Origin of the sequence: Halorubrum sp. Atlit-26R (assembly GCF_003666015.1) — an archaeon.
Taxonomy (GTDB): Archaea; Halobacteriota; Halobacteria; order Halobacteriales; family Haloferacaceae; genus Halorubrum.
Map to the genome: position 1 here is coordinate 82,520 of NZ_QPLT01000007.1, position 25,083 is coordinate 107,602.

The window sequence follows — 25,083 nt, forward strand, 5'->3', positions numbered from 1 at the left end:
TATCAGTCCTCGCCGTCCGGGGTTCCGGGAACCGAACCCCTTACGAACGGGCGAGCCCAACGAGGTCGTAATGAACACGTTGTTCTGGGTGCTGACCGGGATCCTCGCGTACTCCGCGGTCGCGATGTGGCTGCGGAACGAGGGGATCCTCCCGGACGCGTTCAGGGTCTCCGGCCCGGTGTTGACCCTCCGGACGCTCCGCGGGCGCGCCTTCCTGGGCCGACTCGCGGCGCCGAAGCGGTTCTGGCGCGCGGTCGCCAACCTCGGGCTCGGCGGGGCCTTGGTGGCGATGGTGGCGTCGTTCGCGCTCATCCTCTCGTCGGCGATGTCCGCGTTCACGAACGCGCAGCCCGCCGCGATCCAGCAGCCGCAGAACTTCCTCATCATCCCCGGTGTCAACGACTTCCTCCCGCTGTCGGTCGCGCCGGAGATCGTCGCCGGCCTCGCCGGCGCGATGGTGGTCCACGAGGGCGCGCACGGCCTGCTCTGCCGGGTCGAGGACATCGACATCGACTCGATGGGGCTCGTCTTCTTCGCGCTGCTCCCGGTCGGCGCGTTCGTCGAACCCGACGAGGAGGCGACCCAAGAGGCCTCTCGCGGCGCCCGCGCCCGGATGTTCGCGGCCGGCGTCACCGCGAACACGGTGCTGACGATCGTCGTCTTCGCGCTCCTCTTCGGCCCGGTCGTCGGCGCCATCTCGCCGGCGGCCGGCTACGCGGTCGGCGAGGTGAACCCCGGCTCCCCGGCGGCCGCGGCCGACCTCTCGCAGGGCGACCGGGTCGTCGAGGTGGCGGGGACGCCGATCGAGACGAGCGGCGAGTTCGAGTCCGCGATCGCCGACGCCGGCGAGTCGGTCGCGCTCACCGTCGACGACGGCGAGACGCGGGAGACGGTGACGGTCGACCGCGAGCTACAGGTGGTCGGCTCCGCGGGCGGCAACCCCCTCGGGGTGACCATCGAGGAGGTGCCCGTGACGATCGCGGCGGTGAACGGCGAGCCGGTCGCCACCGAGTCCGACTTCTTCGACGCGGTCGGCGACGACGAGCGCGCGACGCTGACGGTGACGGGGAACGCGACCGTCCTCGATCAGGTCCGCGACGCGCCCGGTGCCGAGAACGCGTCCGGCGTCGATACGGCGGCCGAGGAGGGCGCCGTCACAGTCCCCGACGTACCGGTCGGCGCGTACGTCGTCGGCGTTCAGGAGGGCGGCCCGATCCACGACGAGGGCGCGGCGCTCGGCGAGCCGCTGACGATCGTCTCGGTCGACGGCGAGCGCGTCGTCGACAACGAGGCGCTCTCGGCCGTCCTCGGCGAGCGCGAGCCCGGTGAGACCGTCCCCGTCACCGTCTTCGACGCCGACGGCGAGCGGACGACGTACGACGTGGAGCTCGACGCGCACCCGAACCGCGACGGCGGGTTCATCGGGGTCAGCGTCTTCCCCGGCACGAGCGGGCTCGCGCTCGACGACGTGGGCGTCACCGAGTACCCCGCCGGCGCCTACCTCGAACTGCTCGGCGGCGACGGCGGTCAGGAGGCCGCGGACGGGCTCCCGCTCGGCGGGGTCACTCAGTCGCCGCTCGGCCTCGTCTTCGTCGCGCTCATCCTCCCGCTCGGCAGCCTGTTCGGGCTCCCGTTCAACTTCGCGGGGTTCACCGGCGACCTGACCAACTTCTTCGTCGTCGAGGGGCCGCTCGCGGCGCTCGGCGGCGGGACGTTCCTGCTGGCGAACCTCCTCTTCTGGTCGGGGTGGATCAACATCCAGCTGGCGCTGTTCAACTGCTTGCCGGCGTTCCCGCTCGACGGCGGCCGCATCCTCCGGATGGTCGCCGAGGCGGTGATCAGCCGGGTCCCGATCAGCGACCGGCACGCCGCGGTGCGGACGATCACGGTCTCGTCCGGGCTCGTGATGCTGGCCGGGCTGGTCGCGATGATCTTCGGCAACCAGATACTCACCGCGCTCGGGGTTATCTGAGGCGGTGGCGCGTGCCTCCGAGCGCCCCTCGGGCGCGAGGAGCACGCGCGAGGGAGTCGCGGCCGTTTTTAAACGGCCGCGACGAGGCTGGGGAGGTCCGAGGCGCGGTGCCGTGCGGCGCGGGGTGGGACTCAAAGGGGCAGCCGCGAGGACGAAGCACGGCGACGTAAGCACCGCAGGAACGAGCGAAGCGAGTGACGAGGAGCGTAGCGAGCCGCGCGAGTCCTCGCGGCTGGGGCTTTGGAGGTTGCCTCCGTCGCTCCGCGATCAGGCACTTATAAACGATCGACTGGGGCGTTGGAGGTTGTCTCCGTCGCTCCGCGATCAGGTATTTATAAACGATCGACTGGGGCGTTGGAGGTTGTCTCCGTCGCTCCGCGATCAGGTATTTATAAACGATCGACTGGGGCGTTGGAGGTTGTCGCCGTCGATCCGCGATCAGACATTTATAAACGAGCGGCTGTGGCTTTGGAGATCGTCACCGCGTCGTCGTTCGCGGATAAACAGCCGACGGCAACACCACGATCCGATTTATAAGTAACCGATCGACCACACCGGTTCATACTCCCTCGCTACCGTTCGCCGCCGTTTCCGTACTGCGCGAGATAGTCAGAATCCTCTCTATTGAAGAGTCGTAACAGACCGAGGGAAACCGGTTTCCGCCGCGGGTGCGACGCCTCCGTATGACCCACTCGCGGACCGTCGAACTCGAGGGCCACATCATCGACAGCGGCACGATGCAGCGCTGCTTCGGCGCGGTGATGGACCTCGGCGGCTCGTTCGACGTCGAGCAGTTCGACGTCGGGAAACACGAGACCGAGGAGTCGTACTGCCGGCTGACAGTCTCCGCGGACGACCCCGAGACGCTGCGGGACATCCTCCACGAGCTCCACCAGAACGGCGCCGTACTTGAGGACCCCTCCGAGGTGGACCTCGTCCCGGCGCCCGCGGACAAGGTGGTCCCGCCGAACTTCTACTCGACGACGAACCACCCGACCGAGGTGCTGTACGACGGCGAGTGGATCGACGTCGAGCGGATCGAGATGGACTGCGCGTTAGTGGTTGATCCCGAAGGTGCCTCCGACGACTCCGCCCGCGCCTACACCAAGACGCTCAACGCGGTCGAGGAGGGCGACCTGATCGCCACCGACCAGTCCGGGATCCGCGTGAACCCGCCGGAGCGCCCGCGGAGCGGCGGCGGCGGCGCGTTCGGCTTCATGCAGGGCGGCGTCTCCGCCGAGCGCCCCTCCGAGTCGACGATCCGCGAGGTCGCCGAGGAGCTGCGCGCGGTGAAAAACGAGGGCGGCAACGTGATGGTCGTCGCCGGGCCGGCCGTGATCCACTCGGGCGCCGGCGACGCGCTCGCGGACCTCGTCGCCGCGGGCTACGTCGACGCGCTCTCCGCGGGCAACGGGTTCGCCACGCACGACTTGGAGCGCTCAATCTACGGCACCTCGCTCGGGATGAACGTCGAGACGCTCGAACACCCGCGGAAGGGCCACAAACACCACATCTGGACCATCTCCGAGATCATCCGCGCGGGCGGGATCGAGGCCGCCGTCGAGGAGGGCATCGTCACGGAGGGGGTGATGTACGAGTGCGTCGAGAACGACGTCGACACCGTCCTCGCGGGGTCGATCCGCGACGACGGCCCGCTCCCGGACACGATCACCGACTCCGTGGAGGCGCAGGACGCGATCCGCGAGCAGGCCCACGAGGCCGACATCGTGATCATGCTCGCGACGCTGCTCCACTCCGTCGCGGTCGGCAACTGTCTCCCCTCGACGACGAAGACCGTCTGCGTCGACATCAACCCCGCCACCGTCACCCAGCTGCTCGACCGCGGCTCGGCGCAGGCGATCGGGATGGTCACCGACATCGGGACCTTCGTGCCGACGCTCGCGGAGTTCGTGCTGGAGGGGGAGAAATGACGCTCGAAATCCGCCCCTACGACCGTGAGCGCGACGCCGACGGCCTCTACGAACTGAAGCTCGCCTTCGAGCGCGGCCTCGGCGAGAACACGGGCGGCGAGGGGAAGGCGGCCGCCTACGAGGGCAAGCTCACGGACGCGTACCGCGAGCGGTGGCTCGGCTGGGTCGACCGCTGCGTCGCCGACGACGAGCGGTGCGTGACCGTCGCGGTCGAGGAGACCGAGGACTCCGGGAGCGAGGTCGTCGGCTACGTCTTCGTCCTCCCCGAGCGGCTGTCGATGATCTGGGACGCGGCGGTGCTGAACGAGATCTACGTCGCCCCCGACTACCGCGGCACCGGCGTCGCCGACGACTTGATCGACGCCGCGCTCGCGCTCGCGGCCGATCAGGACCTCCCGCTCGACCGAATTGTCCTCGACGTCGACCCCGCGAACGAGCGCGCGAAGGGGTTCTACGACCGTCACGGCTTCGAGCCGTGGGGCGAGATGGTGGCGCGGCCGCTGGAGGACGCCTGACTTCACGGTCGCGCGACCGCGATCGGCCCCGTGACCCGTTCCGACTCCCGAAGCTACAAGCGCGCTCGCCCGTTCTCGACGGCCGTGATACAGATCGGGATCGTCGGCTGCGGCGTCATCGGGAACCGCCTCGCGGCCGCCGTCGACGACCACGACCGCTACGAACTGGCGGCCGCCTGCGACCTCAACGCGGACCGCGCGGCGTCGCTCGCGGCCGACCACGGCACCGAGCGCACCGCGACGACGACCGACCACGCCTCGCTCGTCGAGCGCGACGACCTCGACGCGGTGTACGTCGGCGTGCCGCCGCTGGCCCACCGCGAGGTGGTCGCGGACGCGCTCGCGGCCGGCAGGCACGTCATCTGCGAGAAGCCGATCGCGGCGGACGCGGAGACGGGCCGCGAGCTCGTCGCGCTCGCGGAGGAGACGGACCGCGTCACGGCCGTGAACCTGCCGTTCCGCTACACGCCGGGGTTCGTCCGCCTGCGGGAGGCGGTCGCCGACGGCGCGATCGGCGATCCGCGCCGCGTCGAACTCCGGTTCCGATTTCCGCAGTGGCCCCGCGAGTGGCAGGACGTGGCGTGGCTGGAGTCGCGCGAGCAGGGCGGCCCGCTGCGGGAGGTCGGGACGCACTTCCTGTTCGGCGTTCAGGAGCTGTTCGGCCCGATAGAGCGCGTCTCCGCCGACGTGGGCTACTCGGGGCCCGAGGCCTACGAGGACGACGTCGTCGGGACCTTCCGGGCCGACGGCGTCCGGGGGACGATCGACCTGCTGTGCGACCACGAGGGCGACGAGGAGAACAGCGTCACGGTCGTCGGCGACGAGGCGTCGCTGTCGCTGACCGAGTGGTACCGGCTCGTGCGGAATCGGGGGCGCGAGGGCGAAGAGACGCTCGTCGACGAGCGCGGCGACACCGTGAGCGCGCTCCTGACGGAGTTCGCCGGCGCGGTCGACGGCGACGGCGGCGACCTCGTCTCCTTCGCCGAGGCGACGCGCGTTCAGGCGGTGCTCGACGCGATCCACGCCTCGGACGGGGACCGGGTTCACCTCGGTGCGGGCGCTGAGAGATAACCCGACCGCGGAGCCGCGGCCCGGGAACGCCCGACAGGAATTATGTGTCTCACGGACCCATCTCCGCGTATGAGCTACCTCGTTGCGACCGACGGGTCGACGGAGAGCGACGAAGCCGTCCGATACGCGGCGCGTCAGGCGGTCGCGTTCTACGAGACGCTCGAGATCGCCCACGTGCTGACGCCGGACTCGGAGCTGGTCGACGGGACGATCGTCCTCCCGGGCGAGGAGGCCGCCGTCGAGGCCGGACAGGGGGTCTTAGAGAGCGCCCGGAGCATCGCCGAGGAGGCGGTCGGCGACGAGTCGATCGACGTGGAGACCCAGCTCCTCACGGGGCGTCCGGCCGACGCGATCACCGAGTACGCGGTCGAGGAGCCGGTCGACGCCGTCTACGTCGGCCACCGGGGGCTCTCGGAGGAGCGCGAGCAGGTCGTCGGCAGCGTCGCGAAGAGCGTCGTCGACAAGGCCGACGTGCCCGTGACGGTGATCCGGTAGGTGTCAGCCGAAGAAAACGACTGAGCGGCCGCGAGGCGGTCGAATTTTCCGTTTTCGCGCGCCGATCCGGCTGTCACAGGCGCCGGAAAGAACCGCCATTATCGGACGTTCAAAACGGCGTTAGACCGTAGTACGGGTGATGACAGAAGACGTACTCGTCACGGCGGACTGGGTCGAAGACCGCTTGGACCGCTTCCAGGACGACGACTCGGACCTCCGGCTCGTCGAGATCAACAACCCGACCGTCACCGACGAGTCGGAGTACACGCCCTACGAGGAGGGCCACGTCCCCGGCGCGCTCAACTTCGAGTGGGACGCGGTGTTCACCGACGAGACCGAGCGCGACATCGTCTCGAAGGAGGACTTCGCGGCCCGGAACGGCGAGGGCGGCATCGACGCCGACACGACGGTCGTCGTGTACGGCGGCGGGCGCGTCCCGAACTGGTTCGCGCTGTTCGGCTACTGGATCTACAAGTACTACGGTCACGACGACATCCGCGTGATCGACGGCGGGAAGGGGTACTGGGTCGCCAACGACTACCCGCTCTCGACCGAGGAGCCCGACTTCACGCCGCGGGAGTACGAGGCCCGCGGCCCCTTCGAGAGCGTCCGCGCGTACAAGGACGACATCGACAAGGCGATCGAGGAGGGGATCCCGATGGTCGACGTCCGCTCCCCCGAGGAGTTCTCCGGCGAGGTCATCGCGCCCGAGGGGCTCAACGAGACCGCCCAGCGCGGCGGCCACATCCCCGGCGCGAGCAACGTCCCGATCGGCACCACGCTGAACGAGGACGGCACGTTCAAGAGCGCGGACGAGCTCCGCGAGCTGTACTCGGACGCCGGCGTCGACGGCGACGAGTCGACGATCACCTACTGCCGCGTCGGCGAGCGCTCGTCGATCGAGTGGTTCCTCCTGCACGAGCTGCTCGGCTACGACGACGTCCGTAACTACGACGGCTCGTGGACCGAGTGGGGCAACCTCGTCGGCGCGCCGATCGAGACGGGCGAGTAAGCGACGGTCGCGGAGCCGGCTTTCCGAGAGCTGCCCCGTCAGTCGTCCAGCGACGCCACCGCGGTCCGCTCCGCGCCGATCCGGCGGTCGAGGAAGTCGTCGAGCAGCTCCAGCGAGCGGATCTTCTGGTCGATGTCGCCGGAGCCGTGGCCCTCCTCGCCCAGCTCCTCGTACTCGTAGTCGTCCCCCTCCTCGAAGCCGGCGTCGTCGAGCGCGTCGCGAAGGATTCTGGCCTGCGTGATCGGGACCCGCGGGTCGTTGACGCCGTGGACGATCAGGAGCGGCCCGTCGACGTTCTCGACGTAGTTCACGGGGCTGCGCTCGCGGTAGATCGCCTCGTTCTCGTCGGGCTCGCCGAGGTTCTTCACCATGAGCTCCGTCCGGAAGTGCGGCATCGTGTTCTCGTACATGTCGAACAGGTCGCTCACGCCGACCCACGTGATCCCGGCGGCGTACAGGTCGGGGTACTGGACCATCTGCCAGTTCGCGGAGTAGCCGCCGTAGGAGCCGCCGTAGACGGCGACACGGTCCTCGTCGAGCCAGTCGTACTCGTCGAGGACGTGTTCGGCGCCGGTCGCCACGTCGCCCTGCTCGGCGCCGCCCCAGTCGTCGTACAGCTCCTGGACGAACTCGCGGCCGCGCCCCGTGGAGCCGCGGTAGTTCACCTGAAGCACGGAGTAGCCGCGCGAGAGGAGGAACTGGACGCGGTAGCTGAAGCGCCGCATGTCGTGGTGTCGCGGCCCGCCGTGCGGGTTGACGATCAGCGGCGAGGGGCGCCGCCCGGAGTCGAACAGCAGCCCCTCGATCTCGAACTCCTCGTAGGGGTCGTGGTCGACCGCCCGTGCCGGCGTCTCGGGGACGCCGTCGGAGGCGAACGTGACCGTCTCGGGCTCGACGAAGTCGTCCGGGTCGAACGGCCCGTACTCCGCGTCGAACAGGGTCTCCGTCTCGTCGGCGCCGAGGTCGTACGCGACTAACTCCGGCCGCTTACTCGACGTGGTCCGGTACGCGAGCAGGCGGTCGTCCGCCAGGCGCCCGTCGGCCACGCTGGCGACGCCGGCCGGGAAGTCGAGTTCGCGGCCCTCGCCGGTCTCGACGTCGTAGACGACGGGGACAGTCACGGCGCCGCGCGTCCGGCTCGCGACGAACCGGTCGCCGCCGTCGAGGAAGTGGCTCGGGGACTCCTCGAACTCGGCGCCGCCGAACCAGGTCACGTCCGCGGCGTCGCCGTCCGGGCTGGCCGCATCCCCGCCGCCGAGGTCGACGATTCCGGCGCGGCCGAGGTCGGCGCTGTTGTCGGTGACGAGCAGCCGGTCGCCGTCGGGGCCCCAGTCGGTCGGTACGACCTCCGCGCCCACGTCGCCGACCCCGAGGTTGCGGGCGTTCGACCCGTCCGCGTCCGCGACGTAGACGTCGAGGTTCTCGTAGGTGTCCGTCTCGTTGGTCGCGAACGCGATCCGGTCGCCGTCGGGCGACAGCTCCCCGGCGTTGACCGCGCGTTCGTAGTCGGTGACCTTCGTCGTCTCGCCGCTCGGCACGTCGTGGCGGTAGAGGTTCATCTGCCCGTCGCGGCTGGATCCGAGCAGGAGCGTCTCGCCGTCCTCGCCCACGTCGTGGAGCCGGATCTGCCCCTCCATCTCGACGACCGGCTCGCTCTCGCCGTCGAGCGACATCGCCCACACGTCGTGCTGCTCGTCGCCGGCCTCGTCGCGGTGGTAGAACAGTCGGTCGCCGCTCGGATCCCACTCGAACCCGGCGCGGACCGACCGCGGGACGTCGCCGTCGCTGAGCTGCTCTAAGGAGCCGTCCTCCGGGTCACAGAGGTGGAGCTCGTTGCGGCCGGTGACGTCGTAGTAGAGGGCGACGGTCTCTCCGTCCGGGGACACGCGCGGACTCGCTATCGTCGGCAGCGAGGCGAGTTCGCGCAGTACGTCGGTCTCGTCTGAGTCTGACATCCGTCTAACACGGGCGGCGGAACCCTATTCAACGTTTCCCGGGTATCGGTCAGCGCGCGCCGCGCGGTGGGCGACGAGTCGGTTTCAGTCGGATGTCGACTTGGTCCGGTGGTTAAACTCGGCGACGGTGATCGCCATTCCGAACACCATGAGTCCGAACGCCGCGGTCGCAACCGGTACGGAGATCTGTACGAAGGTGCTCGTGGCTCCCCCTGCGACGCCGCCGCTCACGGCCCCCAGGACCCGCTGTTTCCGGTCCGGATCGGTGCCAAAGAACGTTCGCCACGTCCTCCGGTGGGCGACGACGAGCGATGTCGTGGCCGCGTAGATGAGGAAGACCGACGGGGCCAGCAAGTGGTCACCGTTGCCGAAGCGTGCGACGAGACCCGCGACGGACAGTCCGACGATCAGCGCGACACCGTAGCGGAGGGCTCGGTTCACGGATATTTATTGTAGAGAGTTCTCAAATGGATTTTGGTAGCCCATCGACGGCGCCGGCGACCCGCCGACAGACCCTTGCCCGGACGCGCCGAAATCGGGGACGAAATGGGCTCGTCCGCCGACGCCCCCCTTCCGACGACGCCGGACGCCGAGGCGGTCCGCGCTGTGGCGGGGTCGGAGCCGCCGGGAACCGTCGTCTGGCACCGCGACGACCTGCGGATCGCGGACAACCCGGCGGTCGCGGCGGCCGCCGACGAGGCCGACCGAATCGTCCCGCTGTTCGTCTTCGACCCCGGATTCCACGACGAGCGCGGCGCGGCCTGCGACGCGCGGATCGAGTTCCTCCACGACTGCCTGCGCGATCTGGACCGCCAGTACCGCGACGTCGACGGTGCGGGGCTGACGTACGCCCACGGCGACCCCCTCAACGTGCTGGGGCGGTTCGTCGACGCCGGCTGGGATGTCGTCGCGAGCGCGAGCGCGACGGGTCGGTACGGCCGGCGACGGGACGGGCGCGCCCGCGAGCGACTCGGCGTCCGGTTCGTCGCGGGCGACGGGCTGGTCCGGGACACCGACCGCCCGCGGGAGGGCTGGAGCGACCGCGTCGAGGCGTGGCTCGCGAGCGACCCGTTCGACTGGGATCCCCGGTCCGTCGCGGTCGAGCGCGTGGAGACGGGGATCGACCCCGAGGCGGTCGCGGACGCGTACGGGATCGACTCGGCGAAGACGCGCGTGCCGACCGGGGGACGCGAGGCGGCCCGCGAGCGGCTCCGCGAGTTCACCGCGCGGATCGCCGACTACCCCGGCTCCATCTCCTCGCCGCTCGACGCCCGGGACGGGACGAGCGGCCTTTCCCCCTATCTGCGGTTCGGCTGCCTCTCGGTCCGGGAAGTCCACCGTCACGTCGACGAGCGCGCGCCGGACGGCCGCGGGAAGTCCATGTTCGTCTCCCGGCTGTACTGGAACCGCCACTACACCCAGAAGCTGCTCGACTGGCCGGGGTGGCTCGACCGCGCCGTCAACCCCGTCTACGAGGGGTTCAACCGCGACCGACACGATCCCGACCTCGTCGCGGCGTGGAAGCGCGGCGAGACCGGATTCCCGATGGTCGACGCCAGCATGCGCTGTCTGCGGGAGACGGGGTGGCTCAACTTCCGGATGCGGGCGCTGTGCGCGAGCGTCTACTTCCACGTCCTCCAGCAGCCGTGGCGGATCGGCGCGGACCACTTCTACGAGCACCTGATCGACGGCGACCCCGCGATCAACTACACCCAGTGGCAGTCGCAGTGCGGGCTGGTCGGTCGCCCCGGACTGCGATTGTACGATCCCCGCAAGCAGGTTCGCGACCAGGACCCGGACGGCGAGTTCGTCACGCGGTGGGTGCCCGAGCTCGCCCCGCTCCCCGCCGCGCACCTCGACGCCCCCGAGAAGGCCCCGCTCGCGGTCCAGCGCGAGGTCGGAGTCGAGGTCGGCGAGGAGTACCCGTACCCGGTCGTCGACTACGAGGCGGCCCGAAGCGAGTTCCGCGAGCGCTACGGGGCGGCGTACCCCGCCGCGGCCGACAGGCTCGGCGAGGAAGCGATCGCCCGGCGAGCGTCGCTCTCGGGCGGACTCGACGCCGCCGGTTCCATCGCGGCCGACCACGGGGAATCGCACGCGGACGCTGCCGACGGAACCGCCCAGACCGATCTTGACGACTTCTGACGGGCGGCCGACCGCGCTCTCGGACGCAGCCGGGGCCTCGTGGAAAGGTTCATACGGCCGTGTGCCGTATTGTACGGTATGGACCAGAACGTCGGTGCGATGGACAAGCGGGTCAGGACCGTCGTCGGCGCCGTCGCCGGTGCAGCCTCGATAGCGACGCTCGCGGGCGCAGCGCCGCTTCCGGCGCTCGCGGCGCCGGTGCTGGGCGTCGTCGCGCTCGCGATGCTCGCGACCGCCGCGACCGGCACCTGCGGCCTGTACGCCCTGATCGGCGTTAACACGTGTCCCGCAGACGGGCGCGGATCGCGCTGAGCGATCGACGGTGAATCTATTTTTAAGGGTAGAACGGCTCTAGAACGCGTTTTGCGCTGACACGGACGGCAGTCTCAAGTGTCCGGAATGCGTATCGTTCCCATGCTCGACAGCGACCCGAGCCGACGGCGTCCCGCGGCGGACCTGTGCTCCCGCGCGAGGGAGGTGATCGCGGCGTGACCGACGACCCGACCGTCCTCGTGATCGGGGGCGGCGCGACGGGGACGGGGATCGCTCGCGACCTCGCCGCCCGCGGGGTCGACGCCACGCTCGTCGACCGGGGCGGGCTCGGGAGCGGCACCTCCGGCCGGTCGCACGGCCTCCTCCACAGCGGCGCCCGCTACGCCGAGGCCGACGCCGAGGGCGCCCGCGAGTGTATCGAGGAGAACCGGACGCTCCGGGATATCGCCGGGGCCTGCGTCCGCGAGACGGGGGGGTTGTTCGTCCGGCTCGCGGACGACGACCCCGACTACTACGAGGAGAAGCTCGCGGCCTGCGAGGCGATCGGAATCGAGACGGAGCGCCTCGACGGCGACGACGCCCGCGAGGCGGTGCCGGGGCTCGCGGCCGAGGTCGAGGCGGCGTTCCGGGTCCCGGACGGCGTCATCTACCCGTCGCGGTTGGTCGCCGCCAACGCCGCCGACGCCGAGCGGCGCGGGGCGAGCGTCCATCCCCACGCCCCGGTGGAGGACGTGACGGTCCGCGACGGCGAGGTCGCGTCCGTCAGCGTCGGCGGTTCGGTCGACGCGACGCTGTCGCCCGACGTCGTCGTCAACGCCACCGGCGCGTGGGCGGACTCGATCGCGGAGCTGGCGGGCGTCGAAGTCGGGATGGCGCCGAGCCGCGGCGTGATGGTCTCCGTGGAGTACGACGGGCTCGGCCCGGTGTTGAACCGCTGTCGCGACCCCGACGACGGCGACATCGTCGTGCCGCACGACGGCGAGGTCGTGCTGGGGACGACGAGCGTCCCCGTCTCGGACCCGGACGACTACGAGACCGCCGACTGGGAGGTGGAGCGCTCCGTCGAGGAGTGCGCCGCGATGCTCCCCGCGGTCGCCGACGCGCCGACCGTGCGGACCTGGTGGGGCGTCCGCCCCCTCTACGCGCCCGACGAATCGGGTTCGAACCGACGAGGGATCTCGCGCGGCTTCACGCTGCTCGACCACGAGCGCGACGGCGTCGAGGGGTTCTACAGCGTGGTCGGCGGGAAGCTGACCACTTACCGGCAGATGGCCGAGACGACCGCGGACCGCGTCTGCGACCGCCTCGGGGTCGACGCCGCCTGCGAGACCGCGGACGAACCGCTCGCGCACGCCGACGACCCGGAGCGCTTAGACGAACTCGTGGCGGAGTACGGCGGGGCGAACCCGACCGACGCCGACGTGGTCGGCGCGCCCGCCGACGACTGAGCCGGCGTCGGCGTGGGGCGCCGCCGGGGGCGCGACGCCCCCGCCGGCGCGCGAGGTTCGAGCGTGAACCCGGGGGTTGAGAGTCCGACGGTGCGACCGATCGGTATGCCAGTCGCGACGGTCGGCGAGACCGCGGTCAACGAGGTGTCGATCACCGAGGAGATGCTCCCCGCGTTCGCGGAGCTGTCGGGCGACACGAACCCGATCCATCTCGACGACGAGTACGCCGCGGAGACGATGTTCGGCGGGCGGGTCGCCCACGGAATCTTATCCGCGGCGGTCATCTCCGGTGCGCTGGCGCAGCTCTCCGGCGACATCGTCTACCTCTCGCAGGAGCTGTCGTTCGAGAAGCCCGTCTACCCGGGCGAGACGGTCGAAGCGACCGTCCGCGTCACCGAGGACCTCGGCGACGACCGGCTCGCGGTCGAGACGACCGCGACCGTGCCCGAGCGCGACGAGCGCGTGCTCTCGGGCGAGGCGACGGTGCTGTCGGTGCCGCACGGAAACGGTGACTGACCGACGAGACCAGATGCCCGGTCAGAATGATATATAAATAAACGCCGAGCCGAGGCGGCGGCGCGTGCCTGCGAGCGGCCGCCACCGGCGGCCGCGAGACAGCACGCGCGAGGGACGCGGTGAGCGCTCGGAGAGCGCGAACCGCGAGGCTGGGGAGGCATGAGGCGCGGTCCCGTGAGCGACCGGAGGGAGCGAACGGGAGCACGGAAGTCGCAGCCTGCGCAGCGAACGGTGCGAGGTGCGAGCGGAGCCAGCACCTCGGTAAACGAGCGGCGAAGCCGCGAGTAGTGAGCGAGCAGGACCGTCTTCCGGCGGTCGCTGTGCGGTCGGGGGGGACTCAAAGGGGCAGTCGCGAAGGCGCCGTAGGCGACGTAAGCACCACAGCGAAGGAGCGGCAGCGACTGAGCGAGGAGCGCAGCGAGCGTACGGCGCCTTCGCGGCTGGGGCTTTGGCGGTGTTCGCCGTCGATCTACAGTCAGCAGTTGTTTATAAACGACCGACTGGGGCTTTGGAGGCCCTCGGCACCGGTCCGCGATCAGCTATTTATAAGTGAGCGGCTGGGGCTTTGGCGGTATTCGTCCCCGAACCGCTAGCGACTATTATAAATGAACGGCCGGGGTCGGAAGCGTTCGCCGAGGTTTTGCGGAATCTGTTTATAAATGAGTCCGATTCAAGCGAAACCGTCCAAAGAAGTTCTGACCGACGGTCGTGCGAGGTCGGGGGAGACGTCCCACGCCTCGCTACTTATAAGCGGTCAGCCGTGCCACCGAACGACGGTCGCGGACCACGTGTACCCCGTGCCGGCCGCGAGCAGGCAGACGAGGTCCCCGGACTCCAGCCGACCGGTCTCGACGCCCGCCGCCGCTCTTCACGAACCGGAGCGAGGAGAGATCGGTGTCGTCCCAGTCGTCGTGGCGGGCCATCATCCGCAACACGGCGGGGACCGCGACCAGCGTCGTCGCCGACTCGCGCTCGACGTCCCGCAGGACGCGTCCGGGGTCGACCTCCGGGCTCAGCAGGATGCGCCCGCCCATCTGGAAGAAGGGGACCGTGAGCACGTTCCACCCGCCGGTGTGGAACATCGGGAACACCATCGGCGTCACGTCGTCCTCGCGGAGCCCCCACGCGGTGATCGTGTTGAACGCGTTCCAGCGGATCGCGCCGTGGCTGATGACCGTCTCCTTCGGCGTCCCGGTCGAGCCGCCGGTGTGTAAGAAGAGGTGCGGGTCCGCGAGCGAGACGTCGGCGGTCTCGACCGGCGAGCCGTCCGCGGGCAGGTCCCGCGTGTACGAGCGCCACGCGTCGTCGCCGTCGGTCGGTATCGCCCGGACCGCGGGCTCGACGTCGGCGCGCTCCAACGCGTCGATGACGTCGCCCTCGAACGGCGTCTCCACGAGGAGCAGCTCCGGGTCGACCGTCCCCAGCACCGCCGAGAGGTCGCGCTCGGCGAGCCGGTGCGAGAGCGGCGCCAGGACGGCACCGGTCTTGCCGGTCGCGAAGAACAGGTCGACGAGTTCGACCCGGTTCCGCGAGACGACGGCCACGCGATCGCCCTTTTCGATCCCGGCCTCCCGGAGAAAGCGCGCGGTGCGGTTGGCGCGCTCGTCCAGCTCGGCGTAGGTGTACTCGGCGTTCGCGGCCGTGTCGGTGACCGCGACGCGGTCGGGTGAGAGCCGCGCGCGCCGGGCCGACAGCGAGCCCACCCAGTCGTACCCGCGGCCGCCGTGCGGGTGCGGTCGTGGGTCGGCGTCCGACTCGGCGCTGGCCTCTCCGCTGCGGTCGTCGCTCCGCGGATCGTCTCCGGTCGCCATCTCAGGCGACCCCGCCGAGGAAGGACCCGATGCGGTCGTTGACGCGCTCGCGCTCCTCGACGAAGAAGAGGTGCGGCCCGCCCTCGAACAGCTCCACCTCGGCGTGCGGGAGGAGCCCCGCCAGCAGGTCGGCGTTCTCGACCGGGAGGACCCGATCAGCGGTCCCGTGGAGTATCAGCGTCGGCACCGACAGGTCGCCGAGCCGGTCGCTGGCGTCGAAGCCGGCCACCGCCGCGGCCTGCGCCTCGCGGCCAGCCGGCGTCGCGTCGCCCGCGAGCCGCCAGTCGACGATCCGGTCCACCAGCTCCGGCTCGCGGTCGTAGAACCCGTCCGAGACTGCCGGCTCCATTAGGTAACGGACCCGCTCGCGGGGACCGGCGTCCTCGGGCGCGGAGAAGATGTGCTCTTGGACCTCCGGCGGCGTCGGGGCCGCCTCGTCGCCGCCCGGAGACGTACACAGCAGCGTCAGCGACGCGACCCGGTCGTCGGCGAGCGCTAACTCCTGCGCGATCATCCCGCCCATCGACGCGCCGCAGACGTGGGCCGCGTCGACGCCGCGGTCGTCGAGGACCGCGGCCGCGTCGGCCGCCATCTCCGCCGCCGAGTACGGTCCCTCCGGCACGTCGGAGTCACCGGTGCCGCGGTTGTCCGGGCGGAGGACCTCGTAGTCGTCGGCCAACGCCTCCGCGAGCCACCGCCACATCCACCGGCCGTACCCGAGCCCTTCGAGCAGCAGCACGGTCGGTCCGTCGGGGTCCCCGTCGACGGCGTAGTCGATCGTCACGCCGTCCCGTGTCACGCTTGGCATACCCGGATCGACCACGCCACGGCCCATCAACCCGAGTGTTAACGTTTCAACCTCCCCGGAGACGACCGAGGGGCGCGCGCCGGCACCCACACTCAAGTCCGTCCCGAGAGAGGGCCCCGCATGGACACCGCCAACTTCCTCTTCGTCTCGGCCGACGCGGCGCTGATCACCGACTTAGCGTGGCAGGTCCGGCGCGAGGGCCACGACGTGAAGTACTACGTGGAGGCCGAGAGCGACCGGGAGATCGGCGACGGGTTCGTCCCGAAGACGGACGACTGGCGCGCAGAAGTGGATTGGGCGGATGTCATCATTTTCGACGATATCTGGGTCGGTTCCGACATCGGCACGGGTGAACTCGCCGAGGAGCTCCGTGAGCAAGGGAAAGCTGTCGTCGGCGGGACGCCGAACACCGATCACCTCGAAGAGGATCGAGGGTACGCGATGGAGGTCCTCGAAGAACACGGTGTGAACACCGTCGAGCACCATATCTTCGACAGTTTCGACGCGGGGATACAACACGTTCAGGAGAACCCCGCCCCGTACGTGATCAAACCACTCGGCGAGGTTCAGAACGTCAAGCGCTTACTGTACGTTGGGAACGAAGACGACGGGAGCGACGTCGTAGACGTGTTGAAAGCGTACAAGAAAGCGTGGGGGCATCGGATGAAGGGCTTCCAGCTGCAACGCAAAGTAGAGGGCGTCGAAATCGCTATCTGCGGGTTCTTCAACGGGAACGAGTTCATTGACCAAGTCAATTTTAATTTTGAGCATAAGAAATTATTCCCAGGGAACATCGGTCCGTCAACCGGGGAGATGGGGACCTCGATGTTCTGGGCGGGCCAGAACAAACTCTTCAAAGAAACCTTCGGGAAAATCGAAGACTGGCTCGCCAATGAAGGCTACGTCGGGAGCATCGACATCAACTGTATCGTCAACGAGAACGGGATCTACCCGCTGGAGTTCACACCGCGGTTCGGGTACCCGACAATTGCGCTCCAGGAAGAGTCGATCGAGTCGTCCACTGGGGAATTCTTCTTCGATCTCGCGCACGGCAACGAGCCAGAGGTCGAGGTTCACAACGGGTACCAAATCGCCGTGCGCGTCGTCTTACCGCCGTTCCCGTTCGACGACGAGAAGACGTACGACGAGAACTCCCGGAACGCAGCCGTAGTCTTCGAGACAGAGAGCCGCGAAGGCATTCACCTCGAAGATGCCAAGAAAGTAGACGGGCAGTGGCGCGTCGCCGGGGAGAGCGGGATGCCGATCGTCGTCACCGGGAAGGGAGAGACGATGGGCGCGGCGCGCGAGCAAGCGTACGACCGGATCGACGATATCGTGATGCCGAACATGTACTATCGCGACGACATCGGCGAGCGCTGGATCGACGGCGACGGCGACCGCCTTCAGGCGTGGGGGTACCTCGGCCCGTGATCGAGATCGGGAGTAGGTGAATTGCTGTGGCGGGGTAGCAGTTTATAAGTGGAGGTTAGATGTCGTCATCGGATTTTTACACTGGATCGGAGATCCTGCGGTGAACACCTCCAAAGCCCCAGCCGCGAGGCGGGCGCACGCTCGCTGCGGCCTCAGTCGCTCGCTCCGCTCGCTCCCTGCGGTCCTTGCGTCGCCTGCGCCCGCCTCGCGGCTGCCCCTTTGAGTCCCACCCCGCACAGCAACCGCACCTCACACCTCCCCAGCCTCGTCGCTCGCTTCGCTCGCGACTCCCTCGCGCGTGCTCCTCGCGGCCGCCTTCGGCGGCCACTCGGAAGCACGCAGGGAGGCGCGACGCGCCTCTTGCAGCCGGCGGCAGAGCCGCCGGCGACGCCACCGCAATAGTTTCTCAATTCACGGACGCCGCCCTCCACGACTTTTTAACGGTCCGGACCACTACACGGGGTATGCCGAAGTACTCGACGGGCGGCGGCGGCGGCGGCGACGACGGCGACGCGTGCGAGCTCTGCGGTCGCGAGACCACGGACCTCCGGAAGGCGACGGTCGCCGGCGCGAAGCTGCTCGTGTGTTCGAACTGCCGCCCCCACGACGACGCCGGCAACGCGCCGAGCGGCGGCGGCGGGTCGCGTGGCGGCAGTTCCGGCGGGAGCCCCGGCGGCGCCGGCGGCGGCGACTCCGGCTCGGGGGCGACCGAGAGCCGGAACAAGGAGCTCGCCCGCAAGCAGGCGAAGATGTACGACTCCGCGACGGGCGACTCGAAGCGCTGGGAGGAGGAGGGGACGAGCTACGAGGCCGACCGCCTCCCGTACCTCGTCTCCGGCTACGGCGACGTCGTCACCGAGGCGCGGCAGGACGCCGGGCTGACCGTCGAGGAGGTCGCCGCCGAACTGGAGCTCGACGAGGACGACCTGCTCGCGGTCGAGGACGGCCGCGCCGCGACCGCCAACGTGGGCGGGTCGGTCGTGCGCGCGCTCGAAGAGCGGTTCGGGATCGACGTCGTCGACGAGTAACGCCGAGCATGTCACGGACGCCCTCCACGTCCCGCCGCCGCGCGCTGGCGCTGGCGGCGGGCGGCACGCTCGGATCGCTCGCCGGCTGTCTCGGTTCGTTCGACCCGATCGGTGACGGCGGGAGCGACGGCTCCGACGACGAGTTCACCGACACGACGGACGTGCCGGAGCCGGAGTACGGCCACTGGTTCGACGGCGGGACCGACTACCCCGGAACGGTCGACCGACGCGGCGAGGAGGCGGTCGCGATCGCGGTCGGCGACGGCGACGGGTTCCGCTTCGACCCGGCCGCGGTGTGGGTCGATTACGGCACGACGGTCCGGTGGGAGTGGACCGGCGAGGCCGGCGCTCACGACGTGGCGACGTACGACGGCCCGGCGGCGATCCGGTCGCGGATCACCGACGAGGCGGACCACGAGTACGCCGTCACTGTCTCCGAGAGCGACGAGGGGATCACCCGGTACTCCTGCCGCCCGCATCAGGGGATCGGCGAGCACGGGGCGATCGTCGTCGGCCCGGACGTCGAGTCGTACGTCACGGAGTACGACACGACGCCCGTCGACTACGGGGACTGGTTCGTCGAGACCCCGAACGCCGCGGGGACGGCGAACCCGCTCAGGCGAGACACGGTCACCGTCCGCGTCGGCGGTCCCGGTGGGTACGACCCCGACGCGGAGGAGTGGGACACCGCCCCCGTCTACGACACGCCCGCGCTCCGGGTGACCCCCGGCACGACCGTCAGGTGGCGCTGGGTCCCCGGGTCGGGCGAACACAGCGTCGTCGCCGAGGACGGCTCCTTCGAGAGCGACCTCGTCGCCGTCGAGGCCGCCGGCTCCCCGGAGGACCAGACGGACGAACACGTCTTCGAGCACGCCTTCGAGGAGCCGGGAACCCACAGGTACGCCTGTGAGCGCCACCGCGACGAGGGGATGCGCGGCGCGGTCGTCGTCGAGCCGTCTCGATACTGAGTCGGCCGCGGCGGTCCGGCACGTCGGCCCGCCGAGCCGCGGGCCGACGGCGAGCCGAAACGACCAATTCCCCGGCGGGCGATCGGACGACAATGAAGGCGATCAAGGACAGCGTCCACGGCCACGTCCGGCTCGGCGACGTCGCGGCCGAGCTGGTCGACACGCCGGCGTTCCAGCGGCTGCGACACATCAAACAGCTGTCCACGGTCCGGCTCGTCTACCCCTCCGCGAACCACACGCGGTTCGAACACAGCCTCGGCGTCTACCACCTCGCGCGCAGCGCGATCGACGGGCTCGGCGTCGACGACGACACGGCCGCGCACGTCCGCGCCGCGGCGATGCTCCACGACGTGGGCCACGGCCCGTACGGCCATCAGACCGAGGGGATAATCCGGCGCGCGACCGGGCGCGACCACGACGACGTGCGGTGGCTGCTCACCGACGCGGACCGCGAGGTCTGTCAGGTGCTCGAACGGAACGGGCTCGACCCGGAACGCGTCGCCGCGCTCATCGACGGCGAGGGCGCGCTCGGACCGCTCGTCTCGGGCGAACTCGACGTCGACCGCATGGACTACCTCGTGCGCGACGCCCACCACACCGGCGTCCCGTACGGCACCGTCGACACCGGTCGGCTCGTCACCGAACTCCGGCTGATCGGCGGCGACGGGAGCGGTGCGTCCGCCGACCTCGTCTTGGCCGAGGGGAACGTCGCCACCGCCGAGAGCCTGCTCGTCGCGCGGTCGCTGATGAACGCCGTCGTCTACCGACACCACGTCTCCCGGGTGGCGGGCGCGATGTTAGAGCGCGCCTGCGAGCGGTACCTCGACCGCACGGGGACGGGCGTCGAGGCGTTCCGCCGGATGGCCGACCACGACCTCCTCGTCGAGCTCCGCGACCGCGTTCCGGCGCTCGGCGAGCGCATCGAGCGGCGCGACCTCTACAAGCGCGCCGTCTGGGCCGGGATCGACGAGGTGCCCGCGGGGACGGTCGACGCGGGACGCGCGGAGGAGCGGGCCGCCGAGCGCGAGATCGCGGACGCCGTCGGCGTCGACCGCGACGCGGTCCTCGTCGACATCCCCTCCCGCCCGGCGCTCAAGGAGGCCGGCTCCGCGGTCGTCGTCGACGGCGTCCCCCAGCGGTTAGAAGACGCCTCCGAGCTCGTGACCGGGCTCCGGGCGGCCGAGCGCCGCCGCTGGACGCTCGGCGTTTACTGCCCGGCCGAACGCGTCGACGCCGTCGCGGCCGCGGCGCGGGACGTTCTGGGGCTGCGCGCGGCGGGACGACCCTCTGCCTGAGCGCCGGGGGCGACGGCGGCGCCCGAGCCCGTCGCTTCTGCGTCGACTCAGTCCTCAGCCGACACCGGGACGGTCAACACGGGTCGGTCCGCGTTCAACACGACCGTCTGCGTGGTGCTGCCGAAGACCGCCTTGCCGGCCGGGCTCCGCTTGCGGCCCGACACGCAGATGAGGTCGACGTCGGCGGCGTCGGCAGCCGCGATGAGCTCCTCGCCCGGATCGCCGCTCGCCTCGTGGTGGACGCAGTTCACGCCGGCGTCTTCCAGGATCTCCCGGGCGCGCCGCACGGTCCCGAGCTGGTGGACCGACGCCCCCTCCGGGTTATCCTGGAAGACGTGACAGAGGTGCGCGGTCACCTCGTCGGAGTCGCCCGGCAGGTCGACGACCGCTTCGGCCTGTGCCGTCGCCCGCGATTCGTCGTCGAGCCCGACGCCGATGAGTACGTCGTACATACCAGACCGTTCGCGGGGGCGGATGTTAAATCGTGCCGCAAATTCGCGGGCGACGGAATCGGTCGGGGGGCGGAGTCGGATCGCGGGGACAGCGGCCCGCGGCGGAGTCGGCCCGCGAGGACAGCGGCCCGCGGCGCCGCTACTCCGACCCGAGCGACACTCACAGCCTTTTATTTGATGCCGCCGAAGGCGGACGCATGATCACGGTCAAGGACACCGTCCACGACCACATCGAGATCGACGGTGTCGCCGCGGACCTCGTCGACACCCCCGCCCTCCAGCGGCTCCGCCACGTCAAACAGCTCGGGACGGTCCAGCTCGTCTACCCCTCCGCGAACCACACCCGGTTCGAACACAGCCTCGGCGTCTACCACCTCGCGAGCCGTGCGCTCGACCACCTCGGGATCGAGGGGAAACGCGCCGACCGCATCGAGGCGGCGGCGATGCTCCACGACGTCGGCCACGGACCTTTCAGCCACAACCTCGAATCGCTCACCCACCGCCGCACCGGGAAGTACCACGACGACGTCGACGAGCTGCTCGCGACCGGCGCGGTCGGCGAGGTGTTGCGCGACCACGACCTCGATCCGGACCGGATCGCCGAAATCGTCGCCGGCGAGGGCCCGTACGCCGGCCTCGTCTCGGGCGAGCTCGACGTCGACCGCATGGACTACCTCGTGCGCGACGCCTACCACACGGGCGTCCCGTACGGCACCATCGACACCGAGCGGTTCGTCCGCGAGTTAACGTTCGTCGAGCGCGGCGCGAGCGCGGACGCCGACGGACCGGACGGCGGGGGCGGACCCGATCGCGACGGCCCCGAGCTCGTCTTGGACGAGGGGAACGTCCAGACCGCCGAGAGCCTCCTGCTCGCCCGCGCGCTGATGAACCCGGTCGTCTACACCCACCACGTCGCGCGCATCTCGAAGGCGATGCTGCGCCGGGCCGCGAGCGAGCTCCTCGACGCGACCGCGACGACGGCCGCCGAGCTGCGCCGGATGGACGACCACGACTTCCTCGCCGCGGTCCGCGACTGCCGGGCGACCGCCGAGTTCGCCCGCCGCTACGACGAGCGCGACCTCTACAAGCTGGCGGTGTGGGCCGAGCACGACGACGTCCCCGACCGCGTCCACGACGCGGACCGCGCGGCCGAGACCGCCCTCGAACGCGAGATCGCCGCGGAGGCCGGCGTCGCCCGCGACCACGTGATCCTCGACGTGCCGCCCGAGCCGACGATGCGCGAGTCGACCGCGCGCGTCACCGTCAACGGCGAGATACGGCGGCTCGAGCGGCAGTCGCCGCTGGTCTCCGCGCTCCGGACCGCGCAGCGCAACCAGTGGCGCCTCGGCGTGTACGCCCCCGAACCGGCGACCGACCGCGTCGGCCGCGCGGCCGCGAACGTGCTCGGCCTCGACCCCGAGGGGCTCGTGACCGAGGTGCGCGGCGCGATGCCGACGACGCTCGACGAGTTCGAGTGAGGTTTATGCCGACCCCGTTCGACGTGCCGGCGTGACCGACGCGCACCACGAGAACCGCCGCCTCTGGAACGAGTGGAGCGACGCGTTCCAGGCGCTGTGGAACGCCGACACCGACGAGGGCGGCGTGCCGCCCGTGCCGACGCCGTTCGACCCCGAGGGCCACGCGGCGACCGGCCCCGAGTTCCCGCCGCCGGTCGAGGGCGAGGCGGTCGTCGAGCTCGGCTGCGGCGGCGGCCAGGGGAGCGTCGGGACGGCGCTTTCGGGCGCCGGGCGGGCGGTCGGCGTCGACGTCTCGGAGGAGCAGCTCCGACACGCACGGCGCCTTCGGGACCACTACGGCGTCGAGGCCGAGTTCGTTCAGGGGGACGTGACCGGCGTTCCGCTCGCCGAAGACGCCTTCGACGCGGCGTTCTCGGAGGCGGCGTTCCAGCTCGTGGCGGACCTCGACGCCGCCGTGCGGGAGGCGCGCCGCGTCCTCCGGCCGGGCGGCGCGTTCTACTTGGCGGTGATGCATCCGTTCCGGGAGCTGATCGACCCGGACGGCGGCGCGCCCCGGCGCGGCTACCACGCGCCGCCGCGCCGCGAGGTCGAGATCGACGAGTCGTACGACGCGGATCTCGTGGCGTTCGACCGCACCGTCTCCGAGCTCCACCGCGCCCTCGTGGACGCGGGGTTCGCCGTCGAGCGCGTCGTCGAACCGGAGCCCGAGGACGGCGAGACGACGAGCGAGGGCGACGCCGCGGCGGCCGCCGAGCCGCGAGCGCTCCTCCCCGAGACGCTCGGGTTCTGGGCCCGGCTCGACGGGCGCTGAGGCCGCCGAGCGGGGTCGCTACCCGTGACGTTTTAACCCCGGGCTGGCGAGCCCTCGGTATGCATCTGGAGGGGACGGTGCTGGTCGGTCGCGACTTCGAGCCGGTCGAGGGCCGGGTCGTCGTCGCGGACGGCGAGATCGTCCGGATCGAGGAGGCGTCGGTCGAGAGCGACGCGGTGATCCTCCCGGCGTTCGTCAACGCACACACCCACATCGGCGACTCGATCGCCAAGGAGGCGGGCGAGGGCCTCTCGCTCGACGAGCTCGTCGCGCCGCCGGACGGCCTGAAACACCGGCTCCTCCGGGACGCGGACCGCGAGGAGAAGGTGGCCGCGATGGCGCGCACGCTGCGATACATGGAGGCGACGGGGACCGGCACCTTCCTGGAGTTCCGCGAGGGCGGCGTCGGGGGCGTGAACGCGCTCCGCGACGCGCTCGCGGGCGACGGGGTCCCGTTCGGCGAGCGCGCGATCGAATCGGTCGTCTTCGGCCGCGACGACCCCGACGTGCTCTCGGTCGCGGACGGGTACGGCGCCTCGGGCGCCCGCGACGCCGACTTCGACGCGGTCCGGGCGGCGGCGCGCGACGCGGGCAAGCCCTTCGGGATCCACGCGGGCGAGCGCGACGCCGACGACATCAACGCCGCGATGGACCTCGGTCCGGACTTCCTCGTCCACATGGTCCACGCCGAGGCGATCCACCTCGAACGGCTCGACGACCGCGGGACGCCCGTGGTCGTCTGCCCGCGGTCGAACCTCGTGACGAACGTCGGCGTGCCGCCGATCCGCGAGCTGGCCGAGCGGACGACGGTCGCGCTCGGCACGGACAACGTGATGACCGACTCGCCGTCGATGTTCCGCGAGATGGAGTTCGCGGCGAAGCTCTCCGACCTCCCCGCCCGGGAGATACTGCGGATGGCGACGGTCAACGGCGCCGAGATCGCCGGGCTCGATCGCGGCGTGATCGAGCCCGGCGCGGACGCCGACCTGCTCGTCCTCGACGGCGACTCCGACAACCTCGCCGGCGCGCGCGACCTCGTCCGCGCCGTCGTCAGGCGGGCGGGGCAGGCCGAGGTCTCCCGAGTCGTCATCGGCGGCGAGTCAGTCGTCCCGCGCGGCGACTGAGGTGCGGCCGGTCCGGCGACGCCGGGACCGATTTCCCCCGCCGACGGAGTGAAACCGCTCCCGCCCGTGTCTCCTCTCATGACGACGCTCTCGCTGCTCGCCGGGCTCGCGCTGGGACCGGTCGTCGGCCTCGTCGCGACGCTGGCGATGGACGTGGCCATGGCGCGGCTCCCCGAGGGAGAGACGGCGCCGAAGGTCGCCGCGGGCGTGCTCACGGACACCCCCGTCGACGACGCGCCCGCGCGGCTGGCGACGTGGGTCCACTACGTCGCCGGCGGCGGTTCGGGGCTGCTGTTCGTCGGCCTCGTCTCGGCGGTACAGGCGGCGCTCGGCGTCGGGACCGCCGTCGCGCTGGTCATCGCGGGCCACGCGATGGTCGCGCTGATGGTCGGTTTCTTCGCGCTCGTCCCGCTGCCCCGCGCGTCCGGGCTCCCGCGCCAGCGGCTCGGCCCGATCCGACGCGACTGGGCGGTCTCCGCCGCTGCGTACGTCCTCGTCGCCGCGGTCGTCGTCGCGGTCGCGACCGGGTACTGACACCGGAGAG

22 protein-coding genes and 2 pseudogenes are annotated in these 25,083 nt (G+C 70.7%); 18 read left to right on the forward strand and 6 right to left on the reverse strand.

The annotated features are described in order from the left end of the window. Positions 1 to 70 precede the first annotated feature (70 nt). The 6 genes from DVK07_RS09450 to DVK07_RS09480 all read left to right on the forward strand — a co-directional run bounded on the left by DVK07_RS09450 (position 71) and on the right by DVK07_RS09480 (position 6,996). Complete coding sequence (locus DVK07_RS09450; RefSeq protein ID WP_121596821.1) at positions 71 to 1,972, forward strand: site-2 protease family protein; 1,902 nt, start codon at positions 71 to 73, stop codon at positions 1,970 to 1,972. A gap of 683 nt (positions 1,973 to 2,655) precedes the next feature. Further along, positions 2,656 to 3,903 (forward strand): TIGR00300 family protein, encoded by a 1,248-nt coding sequence (locus DVK07_RS09460; RefSeq protein WP_121596823.1) that lies wholly within the window; start codon positions 2,656 to 2,658, stop codon positions 3,901 to 3,903. Next, entirely contained in the window at positions 3,900 to 4,418 is a 519-nt protein-coding gene (locus DVK07_RS09465; RefSeq protein WP_121596824.1) for a GNAT family N-acetyltransferase, read from the forward strand. The genes DVK07_RS09460 and DVK07_RS09465 overlap by 4 nt, the downstream gene beginning before the upstream one ends. 84 nt (positions 4,419 to 4,502) lie before the next feature. Next, positions 4,503 to 5,489, forward strand: coding sequence for a Gfo/Idh/MocA family protein (locus tag DVK07_RS09470; RefSeq protein WP_121596924.1), 987 nt, complete (start codon positions 4,503 to 4,505; stop codon positions 5,487 to 5,489). Positions 5,490 to 5,558: 69 nt separating this feature from the next. Beyond that, positions 5,559 to 5,984: a universal stress protein gene (locus DVK07_RS09475; protein ID WP_121596825.1), complete on the forward strand. Its 426-nt coding sequence runs from the start codon at positions 5,559 to 5,561 to the stop codon at positions 5,982 to 5,984. 139 nt (positions 5,985 to 6,123) lie between these two features. Then, entirely contained in the window at positions 6,124 to 6,996 is an 873-nt protein-coding gene (locus tag DVK07_RS09480; protein WP_121596826.1) for a sulfurtransferase, read from the forward strand. Positions 6,997 to 7,034: 38 nt separating this feature from the next. Here the strand turns inward: DVK07_RS09480 and DVK07_RS09485 are convergent, their stop codons facing one another. Both DVK07_RS09485 and DVK07_RS09490 read right to left on the reverse strand, forming a co-directional pair. Further along, positions 7,035 to 8,951 carry a prolyl oligopeptidase family serine peptidase gene (locus DVK07_RS09485; protein ID WP_121596827.1) on the reverse strand — a complete coding sequence of 639 codons (1,917 nt, stop codon included), beginning with the start codon at positions 8,949 to 8,951 and terminating at the stop codon, positions 7,035 to 7,037. An 84-nt stretch (positions 8,952 to 9,035) separates the two neighbouring features. Beyond that, a complete protein-coding gene (locus DVK07_RS09490) occupies positions 9,036 to 9,392 on the reverse strand; it encodes a hypothetical protein (protein ID WP_121596828.1) in 357 nt (118 codons plus the stop codon). 105 nt (positions 9,393 to 9,497) lie between these two features. On the opposite strand from DVK07_RS09490, the gene DVK07_RS09495 reads away from it, so the two are divergent. From DVK07_RS09495 to DVK07_RS09510, 4 genes are all read left to right on the forward strand, one after another. Then, positions 9,498 to 11,096 (forward strand): cryptochrome/deoxyribodipyrimidine photo-lyase family protein, encoded by a 1,599-nt coding sequence (locus tag DVK07_RS09495; protein ID WP_121596829.1) that lies wholly within the window; start codon positions 9,498 to 9,500, stop codon positions 11,094 to 11,096. A 78-nt stretch (positions 11,097 to 11,174) separates the two neighbouring features. Continuing rightward, positions 11,175 to 11,408: a DUF2892 domain-containing protein gene (locus DVK07_RS09500; RefSeq protein ID WP_121596830.1), complete on the forward strand. Its 234-nt coding sequence runs from the start codon at positions 11,175 to 11,177 to the stop codon at positions 11,406 to 11,408. 176 nt (positions 11,409 to 11,584) lie between these two features. Beyond that, on the forward strand, positions 11,585 to 12,817 hold the full coding sequence (locus DVK07_RS09505; protein ID WP_121596831.1) for an FAD-dependent oxidoreductase: 1,233 nt from the start codon (positions 11,585 to 11,587) through the stop codon (positions 12,815 to 12,817). A gap of 105 nt (positions 12,818 to 12,922) precedes the next feature. Next, complete coding sequence (locus DVK07_RS09510) at positions 12,923 to 13,333, forward strand: MaoC family dehydratase (RefSeq protein ID WP_121596832.1); 411 nt, start codon at positions 12,923 to 12,925, stop codon at positions 13,331 to 13,333. Between the two features lie 754 nt (positions 13,334 to 14,087). Here the strand turns inward: DVK07_RS09510 and DVK07_RS09515 are convergent. The 3 genes and pseudogenes from DVK07_RS09515 to DVK07_RS09525 form a co-directional block, all read right to left on the reverse strand. Then, positions 14,088 to 14,189, reverse strand: a pseudogene (locus tag DVK07_RS09515) (3-oxoacyl-[acyl-carrier-protein] synthase III C-terminal domain-containing protein); the annotation flags it as partial. After that, positions 14,188 to 15,144 (reverse strand): annotated as a pseudogene (locus DVK07_RS09520) (AMP-binding protein); the annotation flags it as partial. The pseudogenes DVK07_RS09520 and DVK07_RS09515, both read right to left, overlap by 2 nt. A gap of 1 nt (position 15,145) precedes the next feature. Then, positions 15,146 to 15,952 carry an alpha/beta fold hydrolase gene (locus DVK07_RS09525; RefSeq protein WP_233565398.1) on the reverse strand — a complete coding sequence of 269 codons (807 nt, stop codon included), beginning with the start codon at positions 15,950 to 15,952 and terminating at the stop codon, positions 15,146 to 15,148. A gap of 120 nt (positions 15,953 to 16,072) precedes the next feature. On the opposite strand from DVK07_RS09525, the gene DVK07_RS09530 reads away from it, so the two are divergent. The 4 genes from DVK07_RS09530 to DVK07_RS09545 all read left to right on the forward strand — a co-directional run bounded on the left by DVK07_RS09530 (position 16,073) and on the right by DVK07_RS09545 (position 20,674). Further along, entirely contained in the window at positions 16,073 to 17,383 is a 1,311-nt protein-coding gene (locus DVK07_RS09530; RefSeq protein WP_121596833.1) for a phosphoribosylamine--glycine ligase, read from the forward strand. A gap of 464 nt (positions 17,384 to 17,847) precedes the next feature. After that, on the forward strand, positions 17,848 to 18,411 hold the full coding sequence (locus DVK07_RS09535) for a transcriptional regulator (protein WP_121596834.1): 564 nt from the start codon (positions 17,848 to 17,850) through the stop codon (positions 18,409 to 18,411). A gap of 8 nt (positions 18,412 to 18,419) precedes the next feature. Next, a complete protein-coding gene (locus DVK07_RS09540; protein ID WP_121596835.1) occupies positions 18,420 to 19,379 on the forward strand; it encodes a plastocyanin/azurin family copper-binding protein in 960 nt (319 codons plus the stop codon). A 92-nt stretch (positions 19,380 to 19,471) separates the two neighbouring features. Beyond that, a complete protein-coding gene (locus tag DVK07_RS09545; protein ID WP_121596836.1) occupies positions 19,472 to 20,674 on the forward strand; it encodes an HD domain-containing protein in 1,203 nt (400 codons plus the stop codon). Between the two features lie 47 nt (positions 20,675 to 20,721). Here the strand turns inward: DVK07_RS09545 and DVK07_RS09550 are convergent, their stop codons facing one another. Continuing rightward, positions 20,722 to 21,126: a universal stress protein gene (locus DVK07_RS09550; RefSeq protein WP_121596837.1), complete on the reverse strand. Its 405-nt coding sequence runs from the start codon at positions 21,124 to 21,126 to the stop codon at positions 20,722 to 20,724. A gap of 197 nt (positions 21,127 to 21,323) precedes the next feature. On the opposite strand from DVK07_RS09550, the gene DVK07_RS09555 reads away from it, so the two are divergent. The 4 genes from DVK07_RS09555 to DVK07_RS09570 all read left to right on the forward strand — a co-directional run bounded on the left by DVK07_RS09555 (position 21,324) and on the right by DVK07_RS09570 (position 25,073). Beyond that, positions 21,324 to 22,604, forward strand: a complete 1,281-nt coding sequence (locus DVK07_RS09555) for an HD domain-containing protein (protein ID WP_121596838.1) — start codon at positions 21,324 to 21,326, stop codon at positions 22,602 to 22,604. A 31-nt stretch (positions 22,605 to 22,635) separates the two neighbouring features. Beyond that, positions 22,636 to 23,415: a class I SAM-dependent methyltransferase gene (locus DVK07_RS09560; protein WP_121596839.1), complete on the forward strand. Its 780-nt coding sequence runs from the start codon at positions 22,636 to 22,638 to the stop codon at positions 23,413 to 23,415. Between the two features lie 59 nt (positions 23,416 to 23,474). Next, positions 23,475 to 24,539, forward strand: a complete 1,065-nt coding sequence (locus tag DVK07_RS09565) for an amidohydrolase family protein (RefSeq protein WP_121596840.1) — start codon at positions 23,475 to 23,477, stop codon at positions 24,537 to 24,539. A gap of 78 nt (positions 24,540 to 24,617) precedes the next feature. Continuing rightward, positions 24,618 to 25,073 (forward strand): hypothetical protein, encoded by a 456-nt coding sequence (locus DVK07_RS09570; RefSeq protein WP_121596841.1) that lies wholly within the window; start codon positions 24,618 to 24,620, stop codon positions 25,071 to 25,073. Positions 25,074 to 25,083: the final 10 nt, after the last annotated feature.